Source organism: Candidatus Pelagibacter sp. HIMB1521 (assembly GCF_052047875.1).
GTDB lineage: Bacteria > Pseudomonadota > Alphaproteobacteria > Pelagibacterales > Pelagibacteraceae > Pelagibacter.
Window position 1 is genome coordinate 1 of sequence record NZ_JBNAIZ010000015.1, and the last position, 23,559, is coordinate 23,559.

Annotated in this window: 22 protein-coding genes; 12 read left to right on the forward strand and 10 right to left on the reverse strand. The window is 30.1% G+C overall.

Going from position 1 to position 23,559, the window contains the following annotated elements; all coding sequences use genetic code 11:
• Both ACTTA5_RS06790 and ACTTA5_RS06795 read right to left on the reverse strand, forming a co-directional pair.
• Positions 1-1,172, reverse strand: a 1,172-nt coding sequence (locus tag ACTTA5_RS06790) for a glycosyltransferase family 39 protein (protein ID WP_440648907.1), incomplete at its 3' end; no start/stop codon positions are given.
• Complete coding sequence (locus ACTTA5_RS06795; protein ID WP_440648909.1) at positions 1,156-2,610, reverse strand: phosphomannomutase/phosphoglucomutase; 1,455 nt, start codon at positions 2,608-2,610, stop codon at positions 1,156-1,158. The genes ACTTA5_RS06795 and ACTTA5_RS06790, both read right to left, overlap by 17 nt.
• A 178-nt stretch (positions 2,611-2,788) precedes the next feature.
• Between ACTTA5_RS06795 and ACTTA5_RS06800 the strand changes: the two genes are divergently transcribed.
• The 3 genes from ACTTA5_RS06800 to ACTTA5_RS06810 are packed head-to-tail and all read left to right on the forward strand — an operon-like array spanning position 2,789 to position 5,909.
• On the forward strand, positions 2,789-4,726 hold the full coding sequence (locus tag ACTTA5_RS06800; protein ID WP_440648911.1) for a ribonucleoside-diphosphate reductase subunit alpha: 1,938 nt from the start codon (positions 2,789-2,791) through the stop codon (positions 4,724-4,726).
• Positions 4,717-5,730: a ribonucleotide-diphosphate reductase subunit beta gene (locus tag ACTTA5_RS06805; protein WP_440633481.1), complete on the forward strand. Its 1,014-nt coding sequence runs from the start codon at positions 4,717-4,719 to the stop codon at positions 5,728-5,730. Before ACTTA5_RS06800 ends, ACTTA5_RS06805 begins: the two co-directional genes overlap by 10 nt.
• A gap of 5 nt (positions 5,731-5,735) precedes the next feature.
• Positions 5,736-5,909 (forward strand): hypothetical protein, encoded by a 174-nt coding sequence (locus tag ACTTA5_RS06810; RefSeq protein ID WP_440648913.1) that lies wholly within the window; start codon positions 5,736-5,738, stop codon positions 5,907-5,909.
• Positions 5,910-5,911: 2 nt separating this feature from the next.
• On the opposite strand, the gene ACTTA5_RS06815 is transcribed toward ACTTA5_RS06810, so the two are convergent.
• The 4 genes from ACTTA5_RS06815 to ACTTA5_RS06830 are packed head-to-tail and all read right to left on the reverse strand — an operon-like array spanning position 5,912 to position 10,168.
• Positions 5,912-7,036, reverse strand: coding sequence for a bifunctional 2-methylcitrate synthase/citrate synthase (locus ACTTA5_RS06815; protein ID WP_262589057.1), 1,125 nt, complete (start codon positions 7,034-7,036; stop codon positions 5,912-5,914).
• A complete protein-coding gene (gene prpB, locus ACTTA5_RS06820; RefSeq protein ID WP_440618312.1) occupies positions 7,036-7,932 on the reverse strand; it encodes a methylisocitrate lyase in 897 nt (298 codons plus the stop codon). Before prpB ends, ACTTA5_RS06815 begins: the two co-directional genes overlap by 1 nt.
• Positions 7,932-9,434, reverse strand: coding sequence for an MmgE/PrpD family protein (locus ACTTA5_RS06825; RefSeq protein WP_440648915.1), 1,503 nt, complete (start codon positions 9,432-9,434; stop codon positions 7,932-7,934). Before ACTTA5_RS06825 ends, prpB begins: the two co-directional genes overlap by 1 nt.
• A 53-nt stretch (positions 9,435-9,487) precedes the next feature.
• Positions 9,488-10,168 (reverse strand): HAD-IA family hydrolase, encoded by a 681-nt coding sequence (locus ACTTA5_RS06830; RefSeq protein WP_440648917.1) that lies wholly within the window; start codon positions 10,166-10,168, stop codon positions 9,488-9,490.
• A 69-nt stretch (positions 10,169-10,237) separates the two neighbouring features.
• Here ACTTA5_RS06830 and ACTTA5_RS06835 point away from each other — a divergent pair, with 69 nt between their 5' ends.
• Genes ACTTA5_RS06835 through rpsD form a run of 9 tightly spaced genes read left to right on the forward strand, consistent with a single transcriptional unit; the run spans position 10,238 to position 20,112 of the window.
• Positions 10,238-10,861 (forward strand): DapH/DapD/GlmU-related protein, encoded by a 624-nt coding sequence (locus ACTTA5_RS06835; protein ID WP_440648919.1) that lies wholly within the window; start codon positions 10,238-10,240, stop codon positions 10,859-10,861.
• 3 nt (positions 10,862-10,864) lie between these two features.
• The gene (gene glmS, locus ACTTA5_RS06840) at positions 10,865-12,685 is read left to right on the forward strand and encodes a glutamine--fructose-6-phosphate transaminase (isomerizing) (RefSeq protein ID WP_440648921.1); all 1,821 of its coding nucleotides are present in this window, start codon (positions 10,865-10,867) and stop codon (positions 12,683-12,685) included.
• A gap of 35 nt (positions 12,686-12,720) precedes the next feature.
• Entirely contained in the window at positions 12,721-14,100 is a 1,380-nt protein-coding gene (locus tag ACTTA5_RS06845) for a class II 3-deoxy-7-phosphoheptulonate synthase (protein ID WP_440648923.1), read from the forward strand.
• A gap of 38 nt (positions 14,101-14,138) precedes the next feature.
• Positions 14,139-14,876, forward strand: coding sequence for an NAD(+) synthase (gene nadE, locus ACTTA5_RS06850; protein WP_440648925.1), 738 nt, complete (start codon positions 14,139-14,141; stop codon positions 14,874-14,876).
• A gap of 45 nt (positions 14,877-14,921) precedes the next feature.
• Positions 14,922-16,277, forward strand: coding sequence for a cysteine--tRNA ligase (gene cysS, locus ACTTA5_RS06855; RefSeq protein WP_440648927.1), 1,356 nt, complete (start codon positions 14,922-14,924; stop codon positions 16,275-16,277).
• A complete protein-coding gene (gene cimA / locus ACTTA5_RS06860; RefSeq protein WP_440648929.1) occupies positions 16,274-17,875 on the forward strand; it encodes a citramalate synthase in 1,602 nt (533 codons plus the stop codon). Before cysS ends, cimA begins: the two co-directional genes overlap by 4 nt.
• A gap of 2 nt (positions 17,876-17,877) precedes the next feature.
• A complete protein-coding gene (locus tag ACTTA5_RS06865; RefSeq protein WP_440648931.1) occupies positions 17,878-18,741 on the forward strand; it encodes an urea carboxylase-associated family protein in 864 nt (287 codons plus the stop codon).
• Positions 18,741-19,454 carry an RNA methyltransferase gene (locus ACTTA5_RS06870; protein WP_440648933.1) on the forward strand — a complete coding sequence of 238 codons (714 nt, stop codon included), beginning with the start codon at positions 18,741-18,743 and terminating at the stop codon, positions 19,452-19,454. The genes ACTTA5_RS06865 and ACTTA5_RS06870 overlap by 1 nt, the downstream gene beginning before the upstream one ends.
• A 40-nt stretch (positions 19,455-19,494) precedes the next feature.
• Complete coding sequence (rpsD, locus tag ACTTA5_RS06875) at positions 19,495-20,112, forward strand: 30S ribosomal protein S4 (RefSeq protein ID WP_440648935.1); 618 nt, start codon at positions 19,495-19,497, stop codon at positions 20,110-20,112.
• A gap of 9 nt (positions 20,113-20,121) precedes the next feature.
• Here the strand turns inward: rpsD and grxD are convergent, their stop codons facing one another.
• From grxD to purQ, 4 genes are read right to left on the reverse strand one after another with little or no spacing between them, the layout of a single operon-like run.
• A complete protein-coding gene (gene grxD, locus ACTTA5_RS06880; RefSeq protein WP_262589070.1) occupies positions 20,122-20,454 on the reverse strand; it encodes a Grx4 family monothiol glutaredoxin in 333 nt (110 codons plus the stop codon).
• Complete coding sequence (locus tag ACTTA5_RS06885) at positions 20,454-20,684, reverse strand: BolA/IbaG family iron-sulfur metabolism protein (protein WP_262589071.1); 231 nt, start codon at positions 20,682-20,684, stop codon at positions 20,454-20,456. The genes grxD and ACTTA5_RS06885 overlap by 1 nt, the downstream gene beginning before the upstream one ends.
• On the reverse strand, positions 20,684-22,876 hold the full coding sequence (purL, locus tag ACTTA5_RS06890; RefSeq protein ID WP_440648937.1) for a phosphoribosylformylglycinamidine synthase subunit PurL: 2,193 nt from the start codon (positions 22,874-22,876) through the stop codon (positions 20,684-20,686). The genes ACTTA5_RS06885 and purL overlap by 1 nt, the downstream gene beginning before the upstream one ends.
• Entirely contained in the window at positions 22,873-23,556 is a 684-nt protein-coding gene (gene purQ / locus ACTTA5_RS06895; RefSeq protein WP_440648939.1) for a phosphoribosylformylglycinamidine synthase I, read from the reverse strand. Before purQ ends, purL begins: the two co-directional genes overlap by 4 nt.
• Positions 23,557-23,559 lie beyond the last annotated feature (3 nt).

Genomic DNA, 23,559 nt, shown 5'->3' on the forward strand with positions numbered 1-23,559 from the left:
TTTAAAATTATTAATAGTAAATTTGAACTTAAATTTTTAAAAATTAAAATTGAAGTTGAAGCAAATCCAGTAAAAATTTTATTAAACAGCAAGTAAAAGTAAGTAATATTTTTTTTTAAATCCAAAGTAATTACATCCATTCCTTTAAGATTTGTTTCTGTAATATACATTCTTATTTCCATTGGTTCAAAAAAAGTTAATCTTACTGCATGAATATTCATATAATCTAGATTTTTAATTAATAAAATAAAAATTGAAATTGTGAAAAAAGTTATTGAGGTAAAAATTAAATTTTTGTTAAGTACATTTTTTAAATTTCTAAAAATGTAGTATATGTAACCATTAAGAAGAATTAATTGAGAATATAAAAATATAATTGAAAATTTTGCATGTCTATGAATTATTATTGGATAAAAAATGCAATATAAAATAAATATAAGAAGAACAAGACTAATCCAAATTTTCAAATTGTTTTGATTAAGATTTTCTGTCTCATGTTTAATAAAATATGCTGATGAAATTAATAGAGCAAATAAAAATAGATAAGATTGAACTTTAGTAAAAATAGCTAATAAAAAAAAAATTATAAATAAAATAAAAGATAATTTTTTTTTATCTTCTGAAAATTTAATTAAAAAAAAAAATGATATAAAAATTAATGTTGAAACTAATATGTCGACTCTTGCATGTGATAATTGTTGTACCATTCCAGGTGAAAACATAAATATTAAAACTAAAATAAAAGATACAACTGAATTTTTTGATAAATTCTTAAAAATACAAAATGCTGTTATTAAGGTTGTGTAAATAACTAATAGATTGAACCATCTACCCGCAAAAATTAAGTTCTCTAACTTTTCACTAAAATATATACCGTTATTTAAATCTTGAATATTTGAAGTCTTTAAAATCTCAAATAAATTAAGTATTTGAAAGAATTTGTATTCTAAAAAAAAATAAAAAAAGCCATAAGCATCAAATTCAATTCTTTGATTTGAGAGAATTAACAGAACATTATAGGGCCAAAGTATCTCTGAATCTATATAGTGTCTCCAATCACCGTGTATATTAGCAAAAAAAAGCACATATGAAAAAAATATTATAGAAATTAAGATTATGTAAATACTAGATGACTTAAAATTTGATAATTTTAATTTAAATTTTTTGATCATATTCACCTATTTTCCCAGTTTTTTTTAACAGGTTGTCAATAAACGTGAAGATTTCCTTTTTTCTTTTATTTGATGTTGGGCTTTCTGTTACAATTACTAAAGATGGTTTATTTGACGATGCTCTTATAAGTCCCCATGAACCGTCTTCGAAAGAAAATCTAATTCCATTTACAGTTAAAATGTTACTAATTATTTGTCCATCTATCTCCGTTTTATTATCTTTAATTTTTTTAATTTGCTTAACTAGTTCTTCAACCACTAAATATTTTTCTTCGTCTTTACAGAAGGGAGCCATCGTTGGTGTTTGAAAAGTATTTGGTAACCCATTAATTATTTCACTCATATTTTTATTTTCATTATCTAATAAATGACATACATGAATTGCTGAATTTATACCATCGTCATAACCATACCCAAAAGGTTGATTGAAAAAGAAATGACCACTTTTTTCAAAACCTGCTAGCGCTTTTTCTGTGTTAACTTTACGTTTAATATGGGAATGACCTGTTTTCCAGTAAATTGTTTCACAATTGTTTTCTAATAAAATTTTGTCTTTTGAGTACAAACCTGTTGATTTTACATCAACAACAAATTTAGAATTTTTATGTTTAGTAGATAAGTTTCTTGCTATCAGTAAACCAATTTTATCAGAGAATATTTCGTTACCTTCATTATCAATAACACCAACTCGATCTCCATCACCATCAAAGCCAAAACCTATATCGGCATTATTTTCTTTAACCACTTTAGCGATCTCATGAAGCATTTCTAAATCTTCTGGATTAGGATTATATTTAGGAAAATTCCAATCTAAGTTACAATCTAACTCTATTACCTCACACCCAATACCCCTTAAAATATCTGGAGCAAAAACACCTGCAGTTCCGTTACCGCAAGCAACTACAGCTTTAATCTTTTTATTAATTTTGTTTTTATTAATCAGGTCATCTTTATAAATTTTATCAAAATCTTTTATTTCCTTTTCATTTCCATCACCTTTTGTAAACTTTTCATTCAATGTTATTTCTTTTAATTCTCTCATTTCTTCAGGCGCATGAGTTAAGCCTTTTTTGATACCCATTTTTACACCAGTCCAACCATTTTCATTATGACTTGCTGTAACCATAGCAACTGCATCTGCATCTAAATTAAATTGTGCAAAATAAACCATCGGAGACAATGAAAGACCAATATCTTCTATATGACATCCTGTTGACTTTAATCCTCTTTTAAGTGAAGTTTTTATTTCTTCACTGTAAGATCGGTAATCATGTCCAACAATAATTCTTGGATGATTTTTTTTGGTATGATTTTTTATTTGTGTCCCAAGTCCTTTGCCAAGATTCTCTATACCCGCTGAGTTTATGTCTTTTTCATACAACCAACGGGCGTCATATTCTCTAAAACCATAAGGATCTATTTTTAAATTTTTACTCATTTATCCACTACTTACTCTTTTTATGTTAATTTCTTTAAAAAATTTTATTTTTTTATTGATAATCATATTGTCGCGTTCTATAAATGTTCCATTGATTAAACGTTTATTTAGTATACTTAATCAAAGCGCCTACAACATATAGTTGTTTTCGCAAAACTAAAATAATATAATAACAAACATGAACAAGATTCTATCTCAAGCCCTAAAGAAAGCTGTCTCCGAATATAGCCCAGAAGTTAAAGAAGTTTCAAAAGTAAATAAGCCTGATTTATTTTCTTTAAATAATGAAACAGAATTATTTCAAAACGACAAAGGTATAATAATTAAAATTGATCGTTCTAAAGATTCAAATCTTACAGATTTTGGTAAAGCAACTTTAAAAGATAGATACCTTGGTTTAAACGAATCTTATCAAGATTTATTTGCAAGAGTAGCGAGTACTTATGCTGATGACAATTTACATGCACAAAGAATTTATAATTACATAAGTAATCTTTGGTTTATGCCAGCAACACCAGTTTTATCAAACGGTGGAACTAAAAGAGGTTTACCTATTTCATGTTTTTTAAATGAAGCATCTGATAGCTTAGGTGGAATTTTAGATCTTTGGAGTGAGAATGTTTGGCTTGCTGCAAAGGGTGGAGGAATTGGAAGCTACTGGGGCAATCTAAGATCTATTGGAGAAAAAATTGGAAGAGTTGGGAAAACTTCAGGAATAATTCCTTTTATTAAAGTAATGGATTCTTTAACAATGGCAATTAGCCAAGGTTCATTAAGAAGAGGTTCTGCTGCTTGTTATCTTCCAATCGATCATCCAGAGATAGAAGAGTTTATTGAAATGAGAAGACCAACTGGAGGAGATCCAAATAGAAAAGCATTAAATTTACATCATGGTGTTTTAGTTTCAGATGCTTTTATGAGAGCTGTTGAAACAGATGAACAATGGGCATTAAAAAGTCCAGCAGACGGAACTGTACAGCAAACTATTTCTGCAAGAAATTTATGGATAAGATTGTTGACTGCTAGAATTGAAACTGGTGAGCCTTATATAATTTATATAGATACAGTTAACCGACAAATTCCTCAACATCATAAGTTAGCAAATCTTACTGTTAAAACTTCTAACTTATGTAGTGAGATAACTCTTCCTACAGGAATTGATAAAGACGGTAGAGATAGAACGGCGGTGTGCTGTTTATCATCTTTAAATTTAGAAAAATATGAGGAATGGAAAGACGATCCAGATATGATTAGCGATGTAATGAGATTTTTAGATAATGTATTATCTGATTTCATTAACAAAGCTCCTGAACAATTTAAAGATGCTAAATACTCTGCTGAAAGAGAGAGAAGTGTCGGTTTAGGTGTAATGGGCTTCCATTCTTTCTTACAGAAAAATAGAATTCCACTCGAGTCTGTAATGGCTAAATCATGGAATAAAAAAATATTTAAAAATATTCATGAAAAAGTTAATCAAGCTTCTAAAGATTTAGCTGAAGAAAGAGGAGCGTGTCCTGATGCTGCAGAGTATGGCTATCAAGAAAGATTTTCTAACAAAACTGCAATTGCACCAACAGCATCAATTTCTATTATTTGTGGAGGAGCTTCTCCAGGAGTAGAGCCCATTGCAGCAAACAGCTATACTCACAAAACTTTATCTGGTTCGTTTAATGTGAGAAACAGATATCTTGAAGAAATTCTTGAAAGTCACGGTAAAAATGATGAGGAAACTTGGTCTAGTATTACTACAAACCAAGGTTCCGTTAACCATTTAGATTTTTTAACTGATTTAGAAAAAGATGTATTTAAAACTGCATTTGAACTTAATCAAAGCTGGATAATTGAACTGAGCGGAGACAGAACTCCTTTTATTTCACAAGCTCAATCAGTTAACTTATTTTTACCTGCAGATGTTCATAAAAAAGAACTACATAAAATTCATTTTGATGCGTGGAAGAAAGGTTTAAAGAGCCTTTACTATTGTAGATCAAAATCAATTCAAAGAGCTGAGAATGTTAACGACTCTAAGTCAACAGACATCATGGCTAATGTATATAAAAATAAATCAACCGAAAATAGTGAACCAGAGTACGAGGAGTGTTTATCATGTCAGTAGCAGAAAAAGTTAAGTCAGAAATTATTCAACCACAAAAAAACAATAATGGATTGCTTGTTGCAAATCCAGTTTATAAACCTTTTAGATATCCATGGTGCTATGATGCATGGTTAACTCAACAAAGAATTCACTGGTTACCAGAAGAAGTTCCACTTGGAGATGATGTGAGAGATTGGCAAAAAAATCTTTCAGCTTCAGAAAAAAATCTATTAACACAAATTTTCAGATTTTTTACACAAGCAGATGTTGAAGTTAGTAACTGCTACATAAGACATTACATGAATGTATTTAAACCAACTGAAGTATTAATGATGATGTCTTCTTTTGCTTCAATGGAAACTGTTCACATTGCTGCTTATTCACATTTGTTAGATACAATTGGTATGCCAGAGTCTGAGTATTCAGCATTCATGAAGTACAAAGAAATGAAAGATAAATACGATTACATGCAAGGTTTTGATGTTAAATCAAATCATGATATTGCAAAAACAATTGCTGTATTTAGTGCTTTCACAGAAGGTCTTCAGTTGTTTGCAAGTTTTGCAATTTTGTTAAACTTCCCAAGACATAACAAGATGAAAGGAATGGGTCAGATTGTTACTTGGTCGGTGAGAGACGAAACATTGCATTGCAATTCGATGATCAGATTATTTAAAGATTTCATTAAGGAAAATCCTGAAACATGGACACCACAATTGAAAAAAGAAATTTATGAAGCTTGCAGAACAATTGTTGAGCATGAAGATGCTTTTATTGATTTAGCTTTTCAAATGGGTCCAATGGAAGGTTTAACCGCAGATGATATTAAAAAATATATTCGATTTATTGCAAATAGAAGATTAGATCAACTAGGATTAGAAGCGATCTATGACATTGATAAAAATCCATTAACTTGGTTAGATACAATGTTAAATGCTGTAGAGCACATGAACTTCTTTGAAGGAAGAGCTACAGAATATTCTAAAGCATCAACCCAAGGAACTTGGGCAGAAGCATTTAGTTAAACTTAATGTTTAAAAAATATTATATAATATTTTTTATTTTACTTTTATCTGGTTGCAACACAGTTACGGGTACAATTGAAGGTACAGCGCTTGGTGTAGTTAAAGATGTTAAAACTACTTATCACTATAGTACATGCGTGTTCACAGATGTAACTTGTGGTGATTTAGATTTAGATTGAAATTATCTATAATTTAATTCCATTACCTTTCGATGCTTGCTACCTTTATATTTAGCAAGCGGTCGAATAAGTTTGTTTGCAGCATGTTGCTCCATAATATGCGCTGACCAACCGGTAATTCTAGAAATAACAAATATAGGTGTGAAAAAATCAGTATCAAATCCCATTAAATGGTACATTGGACCAGTAGGGTAGTCCACATTAGGATGGATATTTTTCTTTTTGATCATAACTTTTTCAACAATGTCATAAATTTTTTCAAACTTTTTATCTTTTTTAAGTTTAGCAACTTTACCAAAATAATTTCTCATAGTTGGAACTCTAGAGTCTCCTGATTTATAAACTCTATGACCAAAGCCCATAACTACTTCTTTATTTTTAAGGGCATTGTTAATCCATTTTAATGCATTTTCTGGTTTTTTAATTCTGTTCATCATGTGCATCACTTCTTCATTAGCACCACCATGTAATGGACCTTTTAAACTAGCAATTGCACCAGTTATCGCCCCATGAATATCAGACAAACTACTTGTAATTGTTCTAGCAGTAAAAGTTGAAACATTGAAACTGTGCTCAGCGTACAATATTAGAGAAACATCAAACGCTTTAACAATTTCTTTTTGAGGTACTTTCCCAAAACACATGTAGAAAAAGTTTTCTGCAAAAGTTAAATTCTTTTTAGGTTTAATTATTTTTTTACCACTTCTAATTCTGTAAAAAGCAGCAAGAGCTGTAGGAGTTTTTGCAAAAATTCTTAATGCTTTTCGCATATTGGCTTCCGGAGTGGAGTTGGAGGTTTCTTTATCTTCTAATCCCATTACACTAACAGCTGTTCTTGCAACATCCATTGGATGAGATTTTTTTGGCATGTGTTTTATAATTTCATATAAATTTTTTGTAAGCTCTCTATTGTTTCTCTCTTCTTTTTCAAACTGCCTTAATTGGATAGTGTTAGGTAAATCTTTGTTTAAAATTAAATAGGCAACTTCTTCAAATCTGCAGTATTCACATAAATCTTGAGCAGCATAACCTCTATATGTCAGAGAGTTAATCTCCGGCATAACTTTTGAAACTTCAGTTTCATCTACAACAATTCCAAGTAAACCTTTTTTAATATCATCACTCATTATTCATGTCCTTCTGTACTAAAATTATAAATTTTTTCATCTAAAGAATTGTATTTTTCGTATTCTACCAATTCATACAATCTTTTTCTTGTCTGCATCTTATCTATTATATTATTTTGATGTCCATTTGCATAAATGTCTCTTAATCCATCTTCAACATTTTTCATTGCTAGCCTTTGTGTAGTTACTGGATATATAACAATATTATAGCCAAGGTTTTCTAACTCCTTATAATTAAATAACTTAGATTTACCAAATTCTGTCATATTAGCTAACAAATAACATGAAAGTTCTTTTCTTACTTTTTCAAAATCTTTTTCATCATGTAAAGCTTCAGGGAATATAATTTCTGCTCCTGCATCAATATAAGCTTTACATCTATCAATCATTTTATCAATTCCCTCAACACTTTTTGCATCTGAACGTGCTATAATTTTAAAATTTTGATCTTTTTTTGCAGCTACACATTCTTTTATTTTTGAAACCATAGCCTCAGTTGAAACAAGTTCTTTATTATCTAGATGCCCGCATCTTTTTCTTTCAATTTGATCTTCCAAATGAACACCAGTTAATCCAAACTCTTCGAAAGTTTCTATAGTTTCTTTGCAAGATTTAAATCCTGTATCTATATCAACAATCGTTGGAAGATTTGTAACTCTGGAAATTAAGTAGGATCTAGTGCTCACATCTTGAAGAGTTGTTAAACCAATATCTGGAAAACCAAGATCATTGGCCATAACACCACCTGATACGTAAACTGCATCATAACCAATTTCCTCAATTAATTTCGCTGTTAGAGGATTGTAAGCCCCAGGAACTCTTAGAATTTTATTTGATTTAAGTTTTTGGTCAAAATCAATTCTTTTTTGGCTTGGTTCTTTTTCAACAAAGTGCATCAAAAAATTCCTTTTTTCAAATTTCTTTTTAACTTACTTTTTTTAATTTCAATATTTAGTTTATCTAATTGACCAGCTTTTAAGTTTTTTAAATTTTGAACATTTCTTAAAAAACGATCACTCTCTTTTTTATCTAAAATGCCATCTGTTAGAGTTAAAAATTTATTTATATAATTCTCTCTTTTAAATGGTCTTGCTCCATATGGATGAGCATCAGCTTTATCTAGTTCCTCAGTTACTTTTTTCCCATTGTTCAATGTAACAACAACTTTTGCTCCAAAAGATTTCTTTTTTGGATCTGGATCATGATATTTTTTTGTCCATTTTTTATCTTCATAAGTTGTTATTGAATTCCATATCTTAATAGTACTTTTTCTATTAGCTCTTGATTTTGTATAAGATTTTACATGATGCCAATCACTATCTTCTAGAGCGACTGCAAAAATATACATTATAGAGTGATCTAATGTTTCTCTACTTGCATTTGGATCCATTTTTTGTGGATCATTTGCGCCTGTGCCAATTACATAATGTGTATGATGACTAGTATGAATATCTATTTTTTTGATTTGATTTAAATTTGGTATTTTAGTTTTTAATTTCTTTGCAAGATCTATTAAAGCCTGAGATTGATACTCTGCAGAATATTCTTTTGTATAAGTTTCTAATATAGCTTTTTTAGTTTCTCCTTTTTTAGGTAATGGAACTTTATATTTTGCTTTTTTTCCATCAAGTATCCTTGCAATTACACTATCTTCACCTTCATAAATTGGACTTGGAGCACCTTCACCCCTCATAACTCTATCAACAGCCTCTATTGCAAGTTTACCCGCGTGTGCAGGTGCATATGCTTTCCAGCTAGAAATTTCTCCTTTTCTTGATTGTCTTGTAGAAATAGTTGTGTGTAGTGCTTGCTGAACTGCTTGATAAATTGTTTCAGTATTTAATTTTAACATGGATCCTAATCCTGCAGCAACACTTGGACCAAGGTGAGCAATGTGATCTACTTTATGTTTATGTAAACAAATACCTTTAACTAAATTCACCTGAACTTCATAAGCAGTAATAATTCCTCTTAATAGATCCAAACCACTTTTTTTATTTTGTTGAGCTACGCTTAAAAGTGGTGGAATGTTATCTCCTGGATGACTGTAATCTGCAGCTAAAAAAGTATCATGAAAATCAAGTTCTCTTACAGCAGTTCCATTTGACCAGGCTGCCCATTCACAATCAAATTTTAGTTTTGAATTAACTCCAAAAATAGTTGCTCCATTTTTTCTAGAATGCTTCAAAGCCATTTCTCTTGATGAAATAACAGGCCTTCTATTTAAAGAAGCAATAGCAACTGAAGCATTATCAATAATTCTATTGATCACCATTTCAACTGCTTCTTTATTTAGTTTAGCATTATCACTTGCAATTTCTGCAATTCTCCAGGCAAGTTGTTTTTTCTTAGGTAAATGAATTTTAGATGGAAAAACTTTAACTGTATGTAGTAACAAAATAACTCCTTATAAGTAATTTTGTTTTAATAGCTAAAATAAATTAATCAATATTAAAGATATTCAGATATGATATTTTCGATACCAACAAAATCTTTTATTAGGTGATTATGGTATATTTCATCAGTTTTTTTTTCAGTGTATCCATCCTCAAGCAATATCATTGGAATATCCGCAGCTTTTGCAGAATTAGCATCTGTTTCACTATCTCCAATCATAATAGATTTTTTTAAATCACCATTTAAAATTTCTATAACTGTAGTCAAATGTCTTGGATCAGGCTTACAATAATCAAATGTATTGTATCCCGCTACATATTCAAAATAATCATAAATTCCTATTTTTTTTAAAAGATCAACTGCTAGATGCTCTGTTTTATTAGTACATACAGCCATAGAAATATTTTCATTTTTACACCAATTTAAAAAATCTTTAGTGCCATTAATTAAAACACTTTCTCTTAAAATATTTTTACCATAATAAGATATGAACTCATCAGTCATATCACTTTTAACTTTTTCATTAATACTAGTCAGTTCTTTTTTTGCTTGGCTCCATATTGACCTGCCAATCATGGCACCAGCGCCTTTTCCAACTGAACTTTTTAAATCATTTAGTGATTTGGTAGGGTATCCAAATTTTTTCATTACATAATTGTGCGCAAGCATCAAATCGGGTGCTGTATCAACCAATGTTCCATCTAAATCAAATAATACTGTAAATTTTTGCTTCATATCAAAAGTATTTTAAAGAAATAATTTGTGAATTAATTAACATATATACTTAATGTAAAGAAAATCTAGATGAAACCTACAAAGCAGAAAAATAATCAAAAAAAACTTCGAAATAAGTTTTTAAAAGCTGGTGTTAAAATGACAGGTCCTGAAACTATTTTTTTTTCAAATGATACCAAAATTGGAAAAGGAGTTACAATCGAACCATATGTGGTAATTGGTTCTAAAGTTAAAATAGGAAATAATGTAGTAATTAAATCTTTTTCACATTTAGAATCTTGTAAGGTAGAAAATAAAGTTGAGATAGGCCCTTATGCAAGAATTAGACCCGATACAATTCTTAAAGAAGGTTCAAAAGTAGGTAATTTTGTAGAGATTAAAAAATCAACTGTTGGAAACAAATCAAAAATTAATCATTTATCTTATGTCGGAGATAGCGATATTGGTAAGATGGTAAATATTGGTGCTGGAACAATTACTTGTAATTATGATGGTGTAAAAAAAAGTAAGACAATAATTAAAGATAAAGTATTCATAGGATCAAATTCATCTTTAGTAGCTCCTGTAAAAATTGACAAAGAAAGTATTGTTGGTGCAGGGTCTGTAATAACAAAAAATGTTAAAAAAAAATCTCTAGCACTAACCAGATCTTTACAAATGGAAATTAAAAATTACAAAAGAAAGACAAAATAAATTATGTGTGGAATTATAGGAATATCGAGCAATAAATCTGTTTCTGCAAATATAATAAATTCTCTAAAAAAACTTGAATATAGAGGTTATGACTCCGCTGGGGTTGCAACTTTATTTGATGGTCAGTTAAATGAAGTTAAATCTGAAGGAAGAGTTGATAATTTAGAACAAAACTTTGATCTAAAATCTTTAAAAGGAAATATAGGTATAGGCCATGTCAGATGGGCTACTCATGGAATTCCTAATAGTATTAATGCTCACCCACACTCATCAGACAATGTGTCTGTTGTCCATAATGGAATAATAGAGAACTCAACAATTTTAAAAAAACACTTAATTAATAAAGGCCATGTTTTCAAATCTCAGACTGATACCGAGGTAATTGTTCATTTAATTACAGAAAATTTAAAAACTATGGAACTAGAAGAGGCAATAACCAAAACTTTAAAACAACTTCATGGAAGTTTTGCATTAGGTATAATTTTTAAAGATATTTCAGATTTAATTGTAGGTGCAAGAAGAGGATCACCACTAGCTGTCGGTTATGGTCCTAACGAAAATTACTTAGGGTCAGACTCTTATGCTTTAAAATCCATGACAAACAAAATTACTTATCTTGATGATGGAGAGTTTTGTATTGTTAAAAAAGATCAAGTTTATTTTTATAATGAAGAGGGCAAGAAAATTAACAAAAAAATTTTAGAATTATCATCTAATGAGTCAACTTATGATAAGGGTGATTTTAAACACTTTATGGCTAAAGAAATAGAAGAGCAGCCTGTAACAATTAAAACTGGAATCAAAGAATATTTAGATAGTGTAAATAATGAGATAAATATTTTCAATTTTCCATGGAAAATCAACGAAATTAAATCAGTTACTTTAATTGGTTGTGGTACAGCTTATCATTCATGCTTAATGGCAAAATATTGGTTTGAAGAATTAACTTCTTTAGATGTTAATATCGATATAGCTTCAGAGTTCAGATATAGAAAAAATCGATTTAAAAAAGAAAGTTTATATATTTTTGTTTCCCAGTCTGGTGAAACTGCAGACACTTATGCAGCTTTGGATCTTTGTAACAAAAATAATATGAAAACATGTGCAGTAGTTAATGTAATTGAAAGCTCTATAGCAAGAGATTCAAATTTTGTTTTACCAATTCACTGCGGACCTGAAATTGGGGTTGCATCTACAAAAGCTTTCTTAGGCCAAATACTTGTTTTATATATTTTATCTTTAAAAATTGGATCTTTGTCTGGTCAAATTGATAAAAAAAATTATCAAGAAAAAATTAAAGATCTTAAAAACCTACCAAACTTAATAGAAAAAACTTTATTAATAGATAATGATATTCAAGCAATCTCCTCAACATTCAACGAAGCTAAAGGCTCTATGTTTCTTGGAAGAGGTTTCTCTTTCCCAATAGCTTTAGAAGGTGCGTTGAAATTGAAAGAATTATCTTATGTTCATGCAGAGGGTTATCCAGCAGGTGAAATGAAACATGGACCACTTGCTTTAATAGAAGAGGGGATGCCAGTTGTTGTTCTAGCTCCACGAGACAATTACTATAAAAAAACAATTTCTAATATGCAGGAAGTAATAGCAAGAGGTGCTAAAGTTCTTTTGATTACAAACAAAAGCAAGGATGAAATTTTTTCGGAGAATATTTGGGAAACTATTGAGGTTGAAAATACTAATGATGATTTATTACCGTTCCTTTTAACAATTCCACTTCAAAAGCTTGCATATTATTCAGCTTTGAAAATGGGTTATGATATAGATAAGCCAAGAAACTTAGCCAAATCAGTCACAGTTGAATAAAGTTTAAATTCTGCTAAAACACCCATAGGTTGAATATGAAAAATTGGAAAAAAAATAGTTGGAGAAAATATCCGGTTAAACACATACCGGAGTATCCAGATAAAAAAGAACTAAATAAAGTTTTAGATAAAATTGGAACTTTTCCACCTTTGGTATTTGCTGGAGAGACTAGGCACCTAAAAGATCAATTAGCAGATGTTGTAGATGGAAAAGCATTTTTACTTCAGGGTGGAGATTGCGCAGAGAGTTTTGCTGAATTTAACCCTGATAATTTAAGAGATACATTTAAATTAATTTTGCAAATGTCTTTAGTTTTAACTTACTCAGCTTCTTTGCCAGTTGTCAAAGTTGGAAGAATTGCTGGTCAATTTTCAAAACCAAGAAGTTCTCCAGTTGAAAATAAAGATGGTGTGGAGCTTCCTAGTTATTTAGGTGATAACATAAATGGAATGGAATTTACCGAAAAAGCAAGAATTCCTGATCCAAAAAGATTATTTCAAGCTTATTCTCAATCTGCATCAACTCTAAATCTTATAAGAGCATTTTCAAAAGGAGGTTTTGCAGACTTGAACAAAGTTCATTTATGGAATTTAGGCTATATTAAAAAAAGTCCAGAAGCCAAAAAATTTAAAGATTTAGAAGATAAAATTGCAGATGCCATAGCATTTATGCGAGCTTGTGGAATAACATCAGATTTTAACAATAGATTATACACTGTGAATTTTTGGACATCACACGAAGCTTTATTATTACCTTTTGAAGAGGCAATGACTAGAACAGATTCTACTACAGGTGAGAACCATGATACCTCAGCTCACTTCGTTTGGATAGGAGACAGAACAAGACAGCTTGATGGAGGACATGTAGAGTTTTGTAGGGGGATTGAAAATCCTATAGGTATTAAATGTGGACCAACTTTAAAACCAGATGATTTGATTAATCTTTGTAACAGAATTAATCCAAAAAACGAAAAAGGTAAGATAACTTTAATTTCAAGATTTGGAGCAGATAATGTTTCAAAATTTTTACCAAAATTAATTAGAGCAATAAAAAAAGAAGGATTGAATGTAATTTGGTCTTGTGATCCATGTCATGGAAACACAATTAAAGCTGCAACAGGTTTCAAAACTAGACCATTCAACAGTGTACTAAATGAAGTAAAAAATGTTTTTGCATGTCACCAAAGCGAAGGAAGTTATGCAGGAGGTCTTCATATTGAGTTAACTGGACAAGATGTAACTGAATGTATTGGGGGAGCACAAAAAATTTCTGAGGAAGATCTTTCATCAAGATACCATACTCATTGTGATCCTAGGTTGAATGCTAATCAAGCTTTAGAATTAGCTTTTATGATTTCAGATGAGATTAAAAAGAATAGCTTATATTCTAAAAATGCAGACAGAGCGGCATCTTAAGACATTGTAAAATCTCTATAATAAAATATTTATAAATCATGAACGCCTTAGAAAAAGTTAAGTTTATATCTAGTTGGATTAAAAACTATGTAGACAATATGCCTTCAAAGGCCGAGTCTCTTGTTATAGGAATATCCGGAGGTATTGACTCATCTGTTTCTAGCACCTTAAGTGCTATAACGGGTTTGAAAACAATAGTTTTGTCGATGCCAATTAAACAAAAATCACATCAACATGATTTAAGTTTAAAACATCAGGAATGGTTAGTAAAAAATTTTAAAAATGTTGAAGCACATACAATTAATTTAGATGAGTTGTTTTTGGCATTTAGTTCAAGTTTATCTAAATTTGACAACGAGCATGGAATGGCAAATTCTAGAGCAAGATTAAGAATGACTACTCTTTACCAAGTAGCTGCAGCTAATAAAGGAATAGTAGTTGGAACTGGTAACAAAGTAGAAGACTTTGGTGTTGGTTTTTATACAAAATATGGAGACGGTGGAGTGGATATTTCACCAATAGCGGATTGTAATAAAACTCAAGTATGGGAACTTGGAAAAGAGCTTGGAATATTAAATGAAATAATTGAAGCTGCACCTACCGATGGATTATGGGATGATGGTAGAACAGATGAGGGTCAGCTTGGTTTAAAATACGAAGAGCTTGAGGAAGCTATGGATAATCCTAAATCTTCCAATAGAGCAAAATACGAAACCATTAGAAAACAAAATTTGCATAAAATGGAGCCTATTCCAGTATGCAAAATTCCAAATTAATCAAATAGATTCACAAATCTATAATTTAAGTATATTTCTAAAATTATGAGTAATGATATTTTTTTAACAAACAATCTTACAAACAAAAAAGAAAAATTTGTTCCAATAGATGAACAAAATATAAGAATGTATGTTTGTGGACCAACAGTTTATGATGATCCTCATATTGGTAATGCACGACCAATAGTTGTTTTTGATATCCTTTATAAAATTTTTAAGAAAAAATATTCAAAAGTTACCTATGTTAGAAATATTACAGATGTAGATGATAAAATTATTAAATTTTCAAAAGAAAATAATATTTCAATTTCAGAGTTAACAAATAAAGTTACAGAAAGTTTTGGTGAAGATTGCAATTATTTAAATTGTGAAACACCAACTCATCAACCCAAAGCAACTGAAAATATTGATTTGATGATTAAAATGGTTTCTGAATTAATCAAAAAAGGATTTGCTTATGAGAATAACAGCCATGTTTATTTTGAGGTTAAAAAGTTCAGTGATTATGGTCAACTATCAAACAAAAAACTAGAAGAGCTAATTGCTGGATCAAGAATTGAAATAAGTGAAAATAAAAAAAATTCAGAAGATTTTGTTTTATGGAAACCATCAGCAAGTGACGAACCTTCTTGGGATTCTCCATGGGGAAAAGGAAGACCTGGATGGCATTTAGAATGTTCAGCAATGTCAAAAAAATTTTTAGGGGATGAGTTTGATGTTCATGGAGGTGGTATTGATTTAATATTCCCCCATCATGAAAATGAAATAGCGCAATCAAGATGTGCTAATGACACAAAGATGTTTGCTAATTTTTGGTTGCACAATGCATTTATTACTATGTCCAATGAAAAGATGGCAAAGTCTCAGGGCAATATTTTAAAAATAAAAGATTTTAGAAATAATATAAGTGGCCAGGTTTTAAGATTAGCTCTAATGAGTGCGCATTACAAACAACCATTAGATTGGAATAATAAGCTTTTAGAAGATTGTCAGAATACAATTAATAAATGGTACAATGTTTATGTAGATAGTAAAATCAATACAGATATCTCTGATGAAATTCTTGAACCCTTGTATGATGATTTAAATACACCAGGTTACATTGCAAATTTACATAAATTATATGAAAAAGCACAAAAAGGTGATGACAATGACAAGGCTTTATTTGTTTCTGCTTGTCAATTTGTAGGTTTATTAAATCAAAATAAAGAGGAGTGGTTAAGTTTGAAGAAAAGTAAAGCCTCTATTTCTGAAGAAGAAATATTGAAGAAAATTGACGAAAGAAACAAAGCAAGAGAGAAAAAAAATTATGAAGAAGCTGATAAAATTAGACATGAACTCTCAGACAAAGGTGTTTTAATAGAAGATAAAGATGGTAAAACGATTTGGAAATTTAAATGAGTAAAGAGCAACTTTATATATTTGATACAACTTTACGTGATGGTGCACAGACACAAGGTGTAGATTTTTCTATCGATGATAAAGAGAAAATTTCATCTGCATTGGATTTGTTAGGAGTAGATTATGTTGAAGGAGGATGGCCAGGAGCTAATCCAACAGACACAGAATTTTTTAATAAAGATCATAATTTTAAATCAACTAAATTAACTGCGTTTGGTATGACAAAAAAATCAGAGCATAGTGCTGAAAATGATCCAATGTTATCCTCGTTAATAAATTCAAAAAGCTCATCTGTTTGTTTATTTGGTAAATCATGGGATTTTCAAGTGAAAGTTGCCTTAGGAATAACTAACGAACAAAATTTAACGAACATAAGTGAAAGTGCAAAACATATAGTAAAATCAGGTAAAGAGTTTATGTTTGATGCTGAACATTTCTTTGATGGTTATAAATCGAATCCAGAATACGCTTTAACTTGTTTAAAAGCTGCGTTTGAAAATGGAGCTAGATGGATTGTATTGTGTGATACTAACGGTGGAACACTCCCACATGAAATTTCTAAAATTGTAACTGAAGTAACCAAACATATTCCGGGAAAAAATTTAGGAATACACGCTCATAATGATACTGAAAATGCTGTTGCTAATAGTCTTGCAGCAGTTCAAGCTGGCGTAAGACAAGTTCAAGGCACTATAAATGGATTAGGTGAAAGATGTGGTAATGCAAACTTGATGTCATTAATACCTTCATTTTTCTTAAAGAAAGATTTTTCTGATAAATTTGAACTAAGTATCAAGAGAGAAAATTTGAAAAATTTAACTCAATGTTCAAGATTACTAGATGAAATATTAAATAGAAAACCTAACAAACATTTACCTTATGTTGGTGCATCAGCTTTTTCCCACAAAGGTGGAATGCATGTATCTGCAGTTCAAAAAGATCCAAAAACTTATGAGCATATAAATCCTGAAGAGGTTGGAAATTCTAGAAATATTATAGTTTCAGATCAATCAGGACAATCAAATATAATGTCTAGATTAAATTCAATTGGGATTAATGTTCAGAAAAGTGACCCAAAAATAAAAAAACTTTTAGATGAAGTAAAAGATAGAGAGTTCATTGGCTACAGCTATGATGGCGCAGATGCATCTTTTGAATTACTTGCAAGAAGATTGATGGGAGAGATACCAAGATATATTTCAATTAATGAGTATGATGTTTCAGTAAAGAAAGATAAAACTGGAGAGATTATATCTTATGCTAAAGCTCAATTAGAAGTAGATGGAGACAAAATTTTATGCGAAGGACAAGGAAACGGACCTGTTAATGCTTTAGATAATGCAATCAGAAAGAATGTAAATAAACTTGCTAAATATTCTGAGTATTTGAAAGATTTAAGACTTGTTGATTACAAAGTTAGAATTTTAAATACAGGTACAGAAGCAGTTACCAGAGTTAGTATTGAAAGTACAGACGCTAAAGGAGTGAACTGGTTCACAATTGGAGTATCACCTAATATAATTGACGCCTCATTTAAAGCTTTAGTGGATAGTTTAGATTATAAATTATTTAAGGATAAAGCGCCTGGAAGTTTATAAAAATGAAAATTAAAAAATTTTCAGAAAAACCAACAGATATTGATAGTAGAATAGGGGCAAAACCTATTGTGTGTTATCCAAATACCACAATTGAAGACAAAAATTTAAAGATTCTACATTCTGCAAGAGAACATTTGATTAAAAAAGATGAAGTAATTATTCCTCCTAGAGATGCAAAAACGTTCGAGGTAAAATTTGGTGAGTTTTTTAGAATTGAAAGTGTAGATGGCCCACAAGTTGGAGATCTAAATTTATTTAATTTAAATAATTTAGAGGAAAAATTTTATTCAGGAAAAACAAGAGCTTTATATGGGACCCATCTATCCGTTGGAGACAAAATGTTTAGCAGCTTTCCATACCTTAGGTCTTTAGCGACAATAACTTGGGACAGTTTGGATTGGTATGATTATGACAAAGATGGTGGCTCTGTCCATGATGTAATTGGTACTAGATGCGATCCTTATACTTCAAAACTTTTAACCGATAATGATTACCACTATTGTTGTCATTCAAATCTAACAAGAGCACTAGTTAAAGAAAAAAATGTTCAATTAGATCATGCTGAAAAAATAGTTCATGATGTATTAAATGTATTTATGCTTACTGGTTTTACTAATGATACTAAACAATACTTTATGAAAGCTAGTCCGGTTAGACCAGGGGATTATCTAGAATTTTTTGCTGAAACAGATTTGTTGGGAGCTCTTTCTGCTTGTCCCGGGGGAGATTGTGGATCAGAGCATTCTTCTGATGTAGCTAAATGTTATCCTTTAAAAGTTTCTATTTGGTCTGTAGATCCCAAGTATTTAACAGGCATTAAACCATCTGCTGTTTCTAGTTATAACAGAAATCACGGCATTGATTAATGTCTGTTAATAATATTTCTTTCATTTTACATAAGCCTCAGCTTTCAGAAAATATTGGAGCTTGTGCAAGAGGAATGAAAAATTTTAATTTTAAAAAATTAATTGTTGTTGATCCAAAACCAATATTTCCAAACGATAAAATTTTAGCAACTTCTGTTGGTGCTAAGAATATTATTAATAAAGCAAAGAATTATGAAAATTTAGAAAGGTCTTTAAAGAATATTGATATTGTTATTGCAACATCTGCAAGATTTAGAAACAAAAATATTAAGCACATTCAATTAGAAGATTTAAAAAAAATTAACTATAAAAAAAAAGTAGCATTCCTTTTTGGATCAGAAGCATCAGGTTTATCTAATAATGAGATTAGTTACGCAAATTATACCCTCCAAATTCCAACAAATCCTGATTTCAAGTCATTAAACCTCTCTCATAGTCTCATAATTATTGCTCAATATGTATCAAGTATTCTTAATTCAAAAGTGAACCCTTTTAATAAATCAAATAAAGTAAAATCAGCCTCAAAAAAAGAGATTGTCGCTATGGTCAATCTATGTATCCAAAATCTAGAAGAGATTAATTTTTTCAAATCAAAAGAGAAGAAGCCAATAATGCTAGAAAACCTAAGAAATATCTTTTACCGGATGGAATTATCATCAAAAGAATCGCGTATTTTATCTGGTGTATTTGCAAGTTTAGGCAAAAAACGTTGATTGACAAAAGTAAGAGTAAGTTTATAAAGCCCACTATTAAATGACAAAAAGATTAAACTCTAAACATAAAGTAGATAGAAGATTAAAGGTTAACCTATGGGGGAGACCGAAAAGTCCTTTTAATACTAGAGCTTATGGTCCAGGTCAACACGGTCAAACAAAGACATCTAAGCCTTCAGATTATGGAATTCAGTTGCAAGCTAAACAAAAACTAAAAGCTTACTACGGAAATATAAATGAAAAACAATTCAGAAATATATATAAAAAAGCAGTTATGCTTAAGGGTGATACGGGTGAAAATTTAATTGGCCTTTTAGAGAGAAGACTAGACGCTATTATTTATAGAGCAAAATTTGCAACAACTATTTTTTCAGCTAGACAATTAATCAATCACGGTCATGTAAGAGTTAATGGTAAGAAAGTTAATATTGGAAGCTATTCAGTAAAAGAAGAAGATACAATTGAAATTAGAGACAAATCTAAGCAATTAGCAATCATTGATATCGCTCTAGCAAATAAAGAAAGAGAAACACCAGAATACATCCAAATGGATGAGAAAAATAAAAAATTAAAATTTGTGAGAATTCCTAAATTTGAAGAAGTTCCTTATCCTGTAATAATGGAACCTAATCTTGTAATTGAATATTACTCTAGATAATTTCTAAATTTAATTTTTAAAATTAATACCTTTATCTTCAAGAACTTTTTTAAGTTCTCCATTTTCGTACATTTCTTTTACGATATCACATCCACCAACAAATTCTTTTTTAATATACAATTGAGGAATTGTTGGCCAATCACTGTAAACTTTAATACCTTCTCTGATGTTTTGATCTTCTAAAACATTTACTCCTTTAAAATTTACTTCAAGAATTTTTAACATGTTTGAAACAGCCATTGAAAAACCACACTGTGGAGCATCTGGAGTTCCTTTCATAAATAAACAAACATCATTGTTGTCTATATGATTTTGAATTATATTTTTTGTATTATCGTCCATTATTGCTCCTTTGTTTTAATTGCTAGGGCATGTAATTCATTTCCCATACGCCCTTTTAAAGAATTATATACCATTTTATGTTGTTCAATTTTACTTTTTCCTGAAAACTGTGAAGAAGTCACAGTCGCTGAATAATGATTTCCATCACCTGCTAAATCTTGAATTTCTACAACAGCATCAGGCATTGCTTCTTTAATTAAACTCTCAATTTCTTTTAAATCCATTGCCATTAGTTACTCATATAATCTGTAAGCCACTTTGTATTTGAACTTGTTAATTCATCAATTGTAACTTTTGTCTTATCATCAAAATATAGTTCATTTTCACTGATTGTACCAAGTTCATCAAAATGAACAGCATTTTTATTCAATATATCTGTGACTTTTTTTAAATCTTTTTTACTAACCTCAATAATATAACGCCCTTGATCTTCACCAAAGAAATATTCCAATTCATTGATTAAATATTTTGGTTTATTTAAATTTATTCCTTTTTTACCTTTGATGCACATTTTGGCTACAGCCGTAATAATTCCACCTAAAGAAACATCATGAGCACTTTTGATTAGATTGCTGTCGATAAGTTTCAATAGAGTTTCTCCATTATTTTTTTCATTAAATAAGTTTATTTCAGGAGGAGGACCATTTTTTTCATCTAATATATTCCTTGCAAATAAAGTTTGATCTAAATGTCCCTCCGTTTTTCCAATAACTAAAACCACATTATCAATCTCCTTAAAATTCATAGTGATCATTTTATTGTAATCCTTTATCAAACCCACACCTCCAATAGCAGGAGTTGGCTTTATACCTTCATCTTTAGTTTGATTGTAAAAAGAAACATTTCCTGAAACTACTGGGAATTTTAAATATTCACTTGCTTCACCAATTCCTTGAACACATTCGACAAACTCACCCATATTCTCTTCATTTTCAGGACTTCCAAAATTTAAACAATTAGTAATAGCTATAGGTTTTGCTCCAACAGCAATTAAATTTCTAAAACTTTCACAAACAACTTGTTTTCCTCCGGTAAGAGGATGAGCCCAACAATATACAGCAGAACTGTCGACTGAAGCTGCTACAGCCTTATTTGTTCCATGCACTCTCACAACTCCAGCATCTCCACCTGGCTTTTGAATAGTATCACCCATAACTGTATGATCATACTGCTGCCAAATCCAATCTTTGCTACAAATATTTGGGTTAGCTAAAACTTTTTTAAGAACATCTATAATTTTGAAATTTTTTAAATCTTCTTTTTTAATTTTATTCTTTTTTGGTAGCTTTGCTTTTTTCCATTTACGATCGTACATAGGTGAATTTTCGACCAATGTATTTACAGGGATGTCTGCTACCTTTTCATTGTCAAAGTAAAGTTGTATTTTTTTTGAATTAGTAGTTTTGCCAATTACTGCAAAATCTAAATTCCATTTATCAAATATTTTTTTTGCTTGTTTTTCTTTTCCATTTTCTAAAACAATCAACATTCTTTCTTGGCTTTCTGAGAGCATAATTTCATAGGGTGTCATTTTAGTTTCTCTACAAGGAACTTTGTTTAGATTTATTTCAATTCCAAGATTTCCTTTTGAGGCCATTTCAATACTTGATGATGTTAATCCAGCAGCTCCCATATCTTGTATGGCTATAATTGAGTCTCCAGCCATTAATTCTAAACAAGCTTCCAGTAAAAGTTTTTCAGTAAATGGATCTCCTACTTGAACAGTGGGTTTCTTTTCCTCTATTTTGTCATCAAAACTTGCTGAAGCCATGCTGGCCCCATGAATTCCGTCTCTACCTGTTTTTGAACCAACATAAATAACTGGTTTATTTAAACCCGCTGCTTTAGAGTAAAAAATCTTATCTTTTTTAACCAACCCAAGAGTCATTGCATTAACCAAAATATTTCCATTATATGAACTATCAAAACTTGTTTGTCCTGCAACTGTTGGAACACCCATACAATTTCCATATCCTCCAATTCCATGAACTACACCTCTTAGCAGATTTTTTGTTTTTTTGTGTTGAGGGGAACCAAAATGAATTGAGTTTAAATTTGCAATAGGTCTAGCACCCATTGTAAATACATCTCTCATAATCCCACCAACGCCAGTTGCTGCACCTTGATAGGGCTCAATAAAAGATGGGTGGTTATGGCTTTCAATTTTAAAAACAATGGCATCATTATCTTCAATATCAACAACACCAGCGTTTTCTCCAGGACCTTGAATAACTTTTTTTCCTTTTGTTGGAAGTTTTTTTAAATGAAGTCTTGAAGATTTATATGAGCAATGCTCATTCCACATTGCAGAAAAAATACCAAGTTCAGTAATATTTGGTGTTCTTTTTAATAATTCACAAATTTTAGCATATTCATCTTTTTTTAAACCATGATCAATAGCTACTTGTTCGTTTACTATCATTTTAAATTATTAATTAAATTATTAAAAAAAATTGAACCATCTTCTCCTGATAAACAATTATCAATCATTCTTTCAGGATGAGGCATCATACCTAAAACATTTTTTTCTTTATTAAAAATACCAGCAATATTTTTAATTGAACCGTTTGGATTGAATTGTTCTTTTATTTTTCCATTTTCATCACAATAATTTATTGCAACTTGTTCATTATCTTCAATTTCTTTTAATTGATCTTTGGTACAAAAATAATTTCCTTCATTGTGTGCAATATGAAATTCTAGGATGTCATTTTTTATATTATTAAAATAATTATTTGTTTTGTTATTAATTTTTACAAATACATTTTTGCAAATAAATTCTAAATATTTGTTTCGTAACAACACACCTGGAACCAGTCCAGTTTCAACCAATATTTGAAATCCATTACAAATTCCCATTACCATGCCACCAGAGTTAGCAAAATTAATGACTGACTTCATGATTTTTGATTTAGATGCCATACTCCCACATCTTAAATAGTCTCCATATGAAAATCCTCCAGGTAATACAATTAAATCACTTTTTGGAAGTTCAACATCATCATGCCAAACCATTTTATTCTTAAATCCAAATTTTTTTAGAGCGACATCCATATCTCTATCACAATTGGACCCAGGAAAAGTAATGACTGATGATTTCATTAA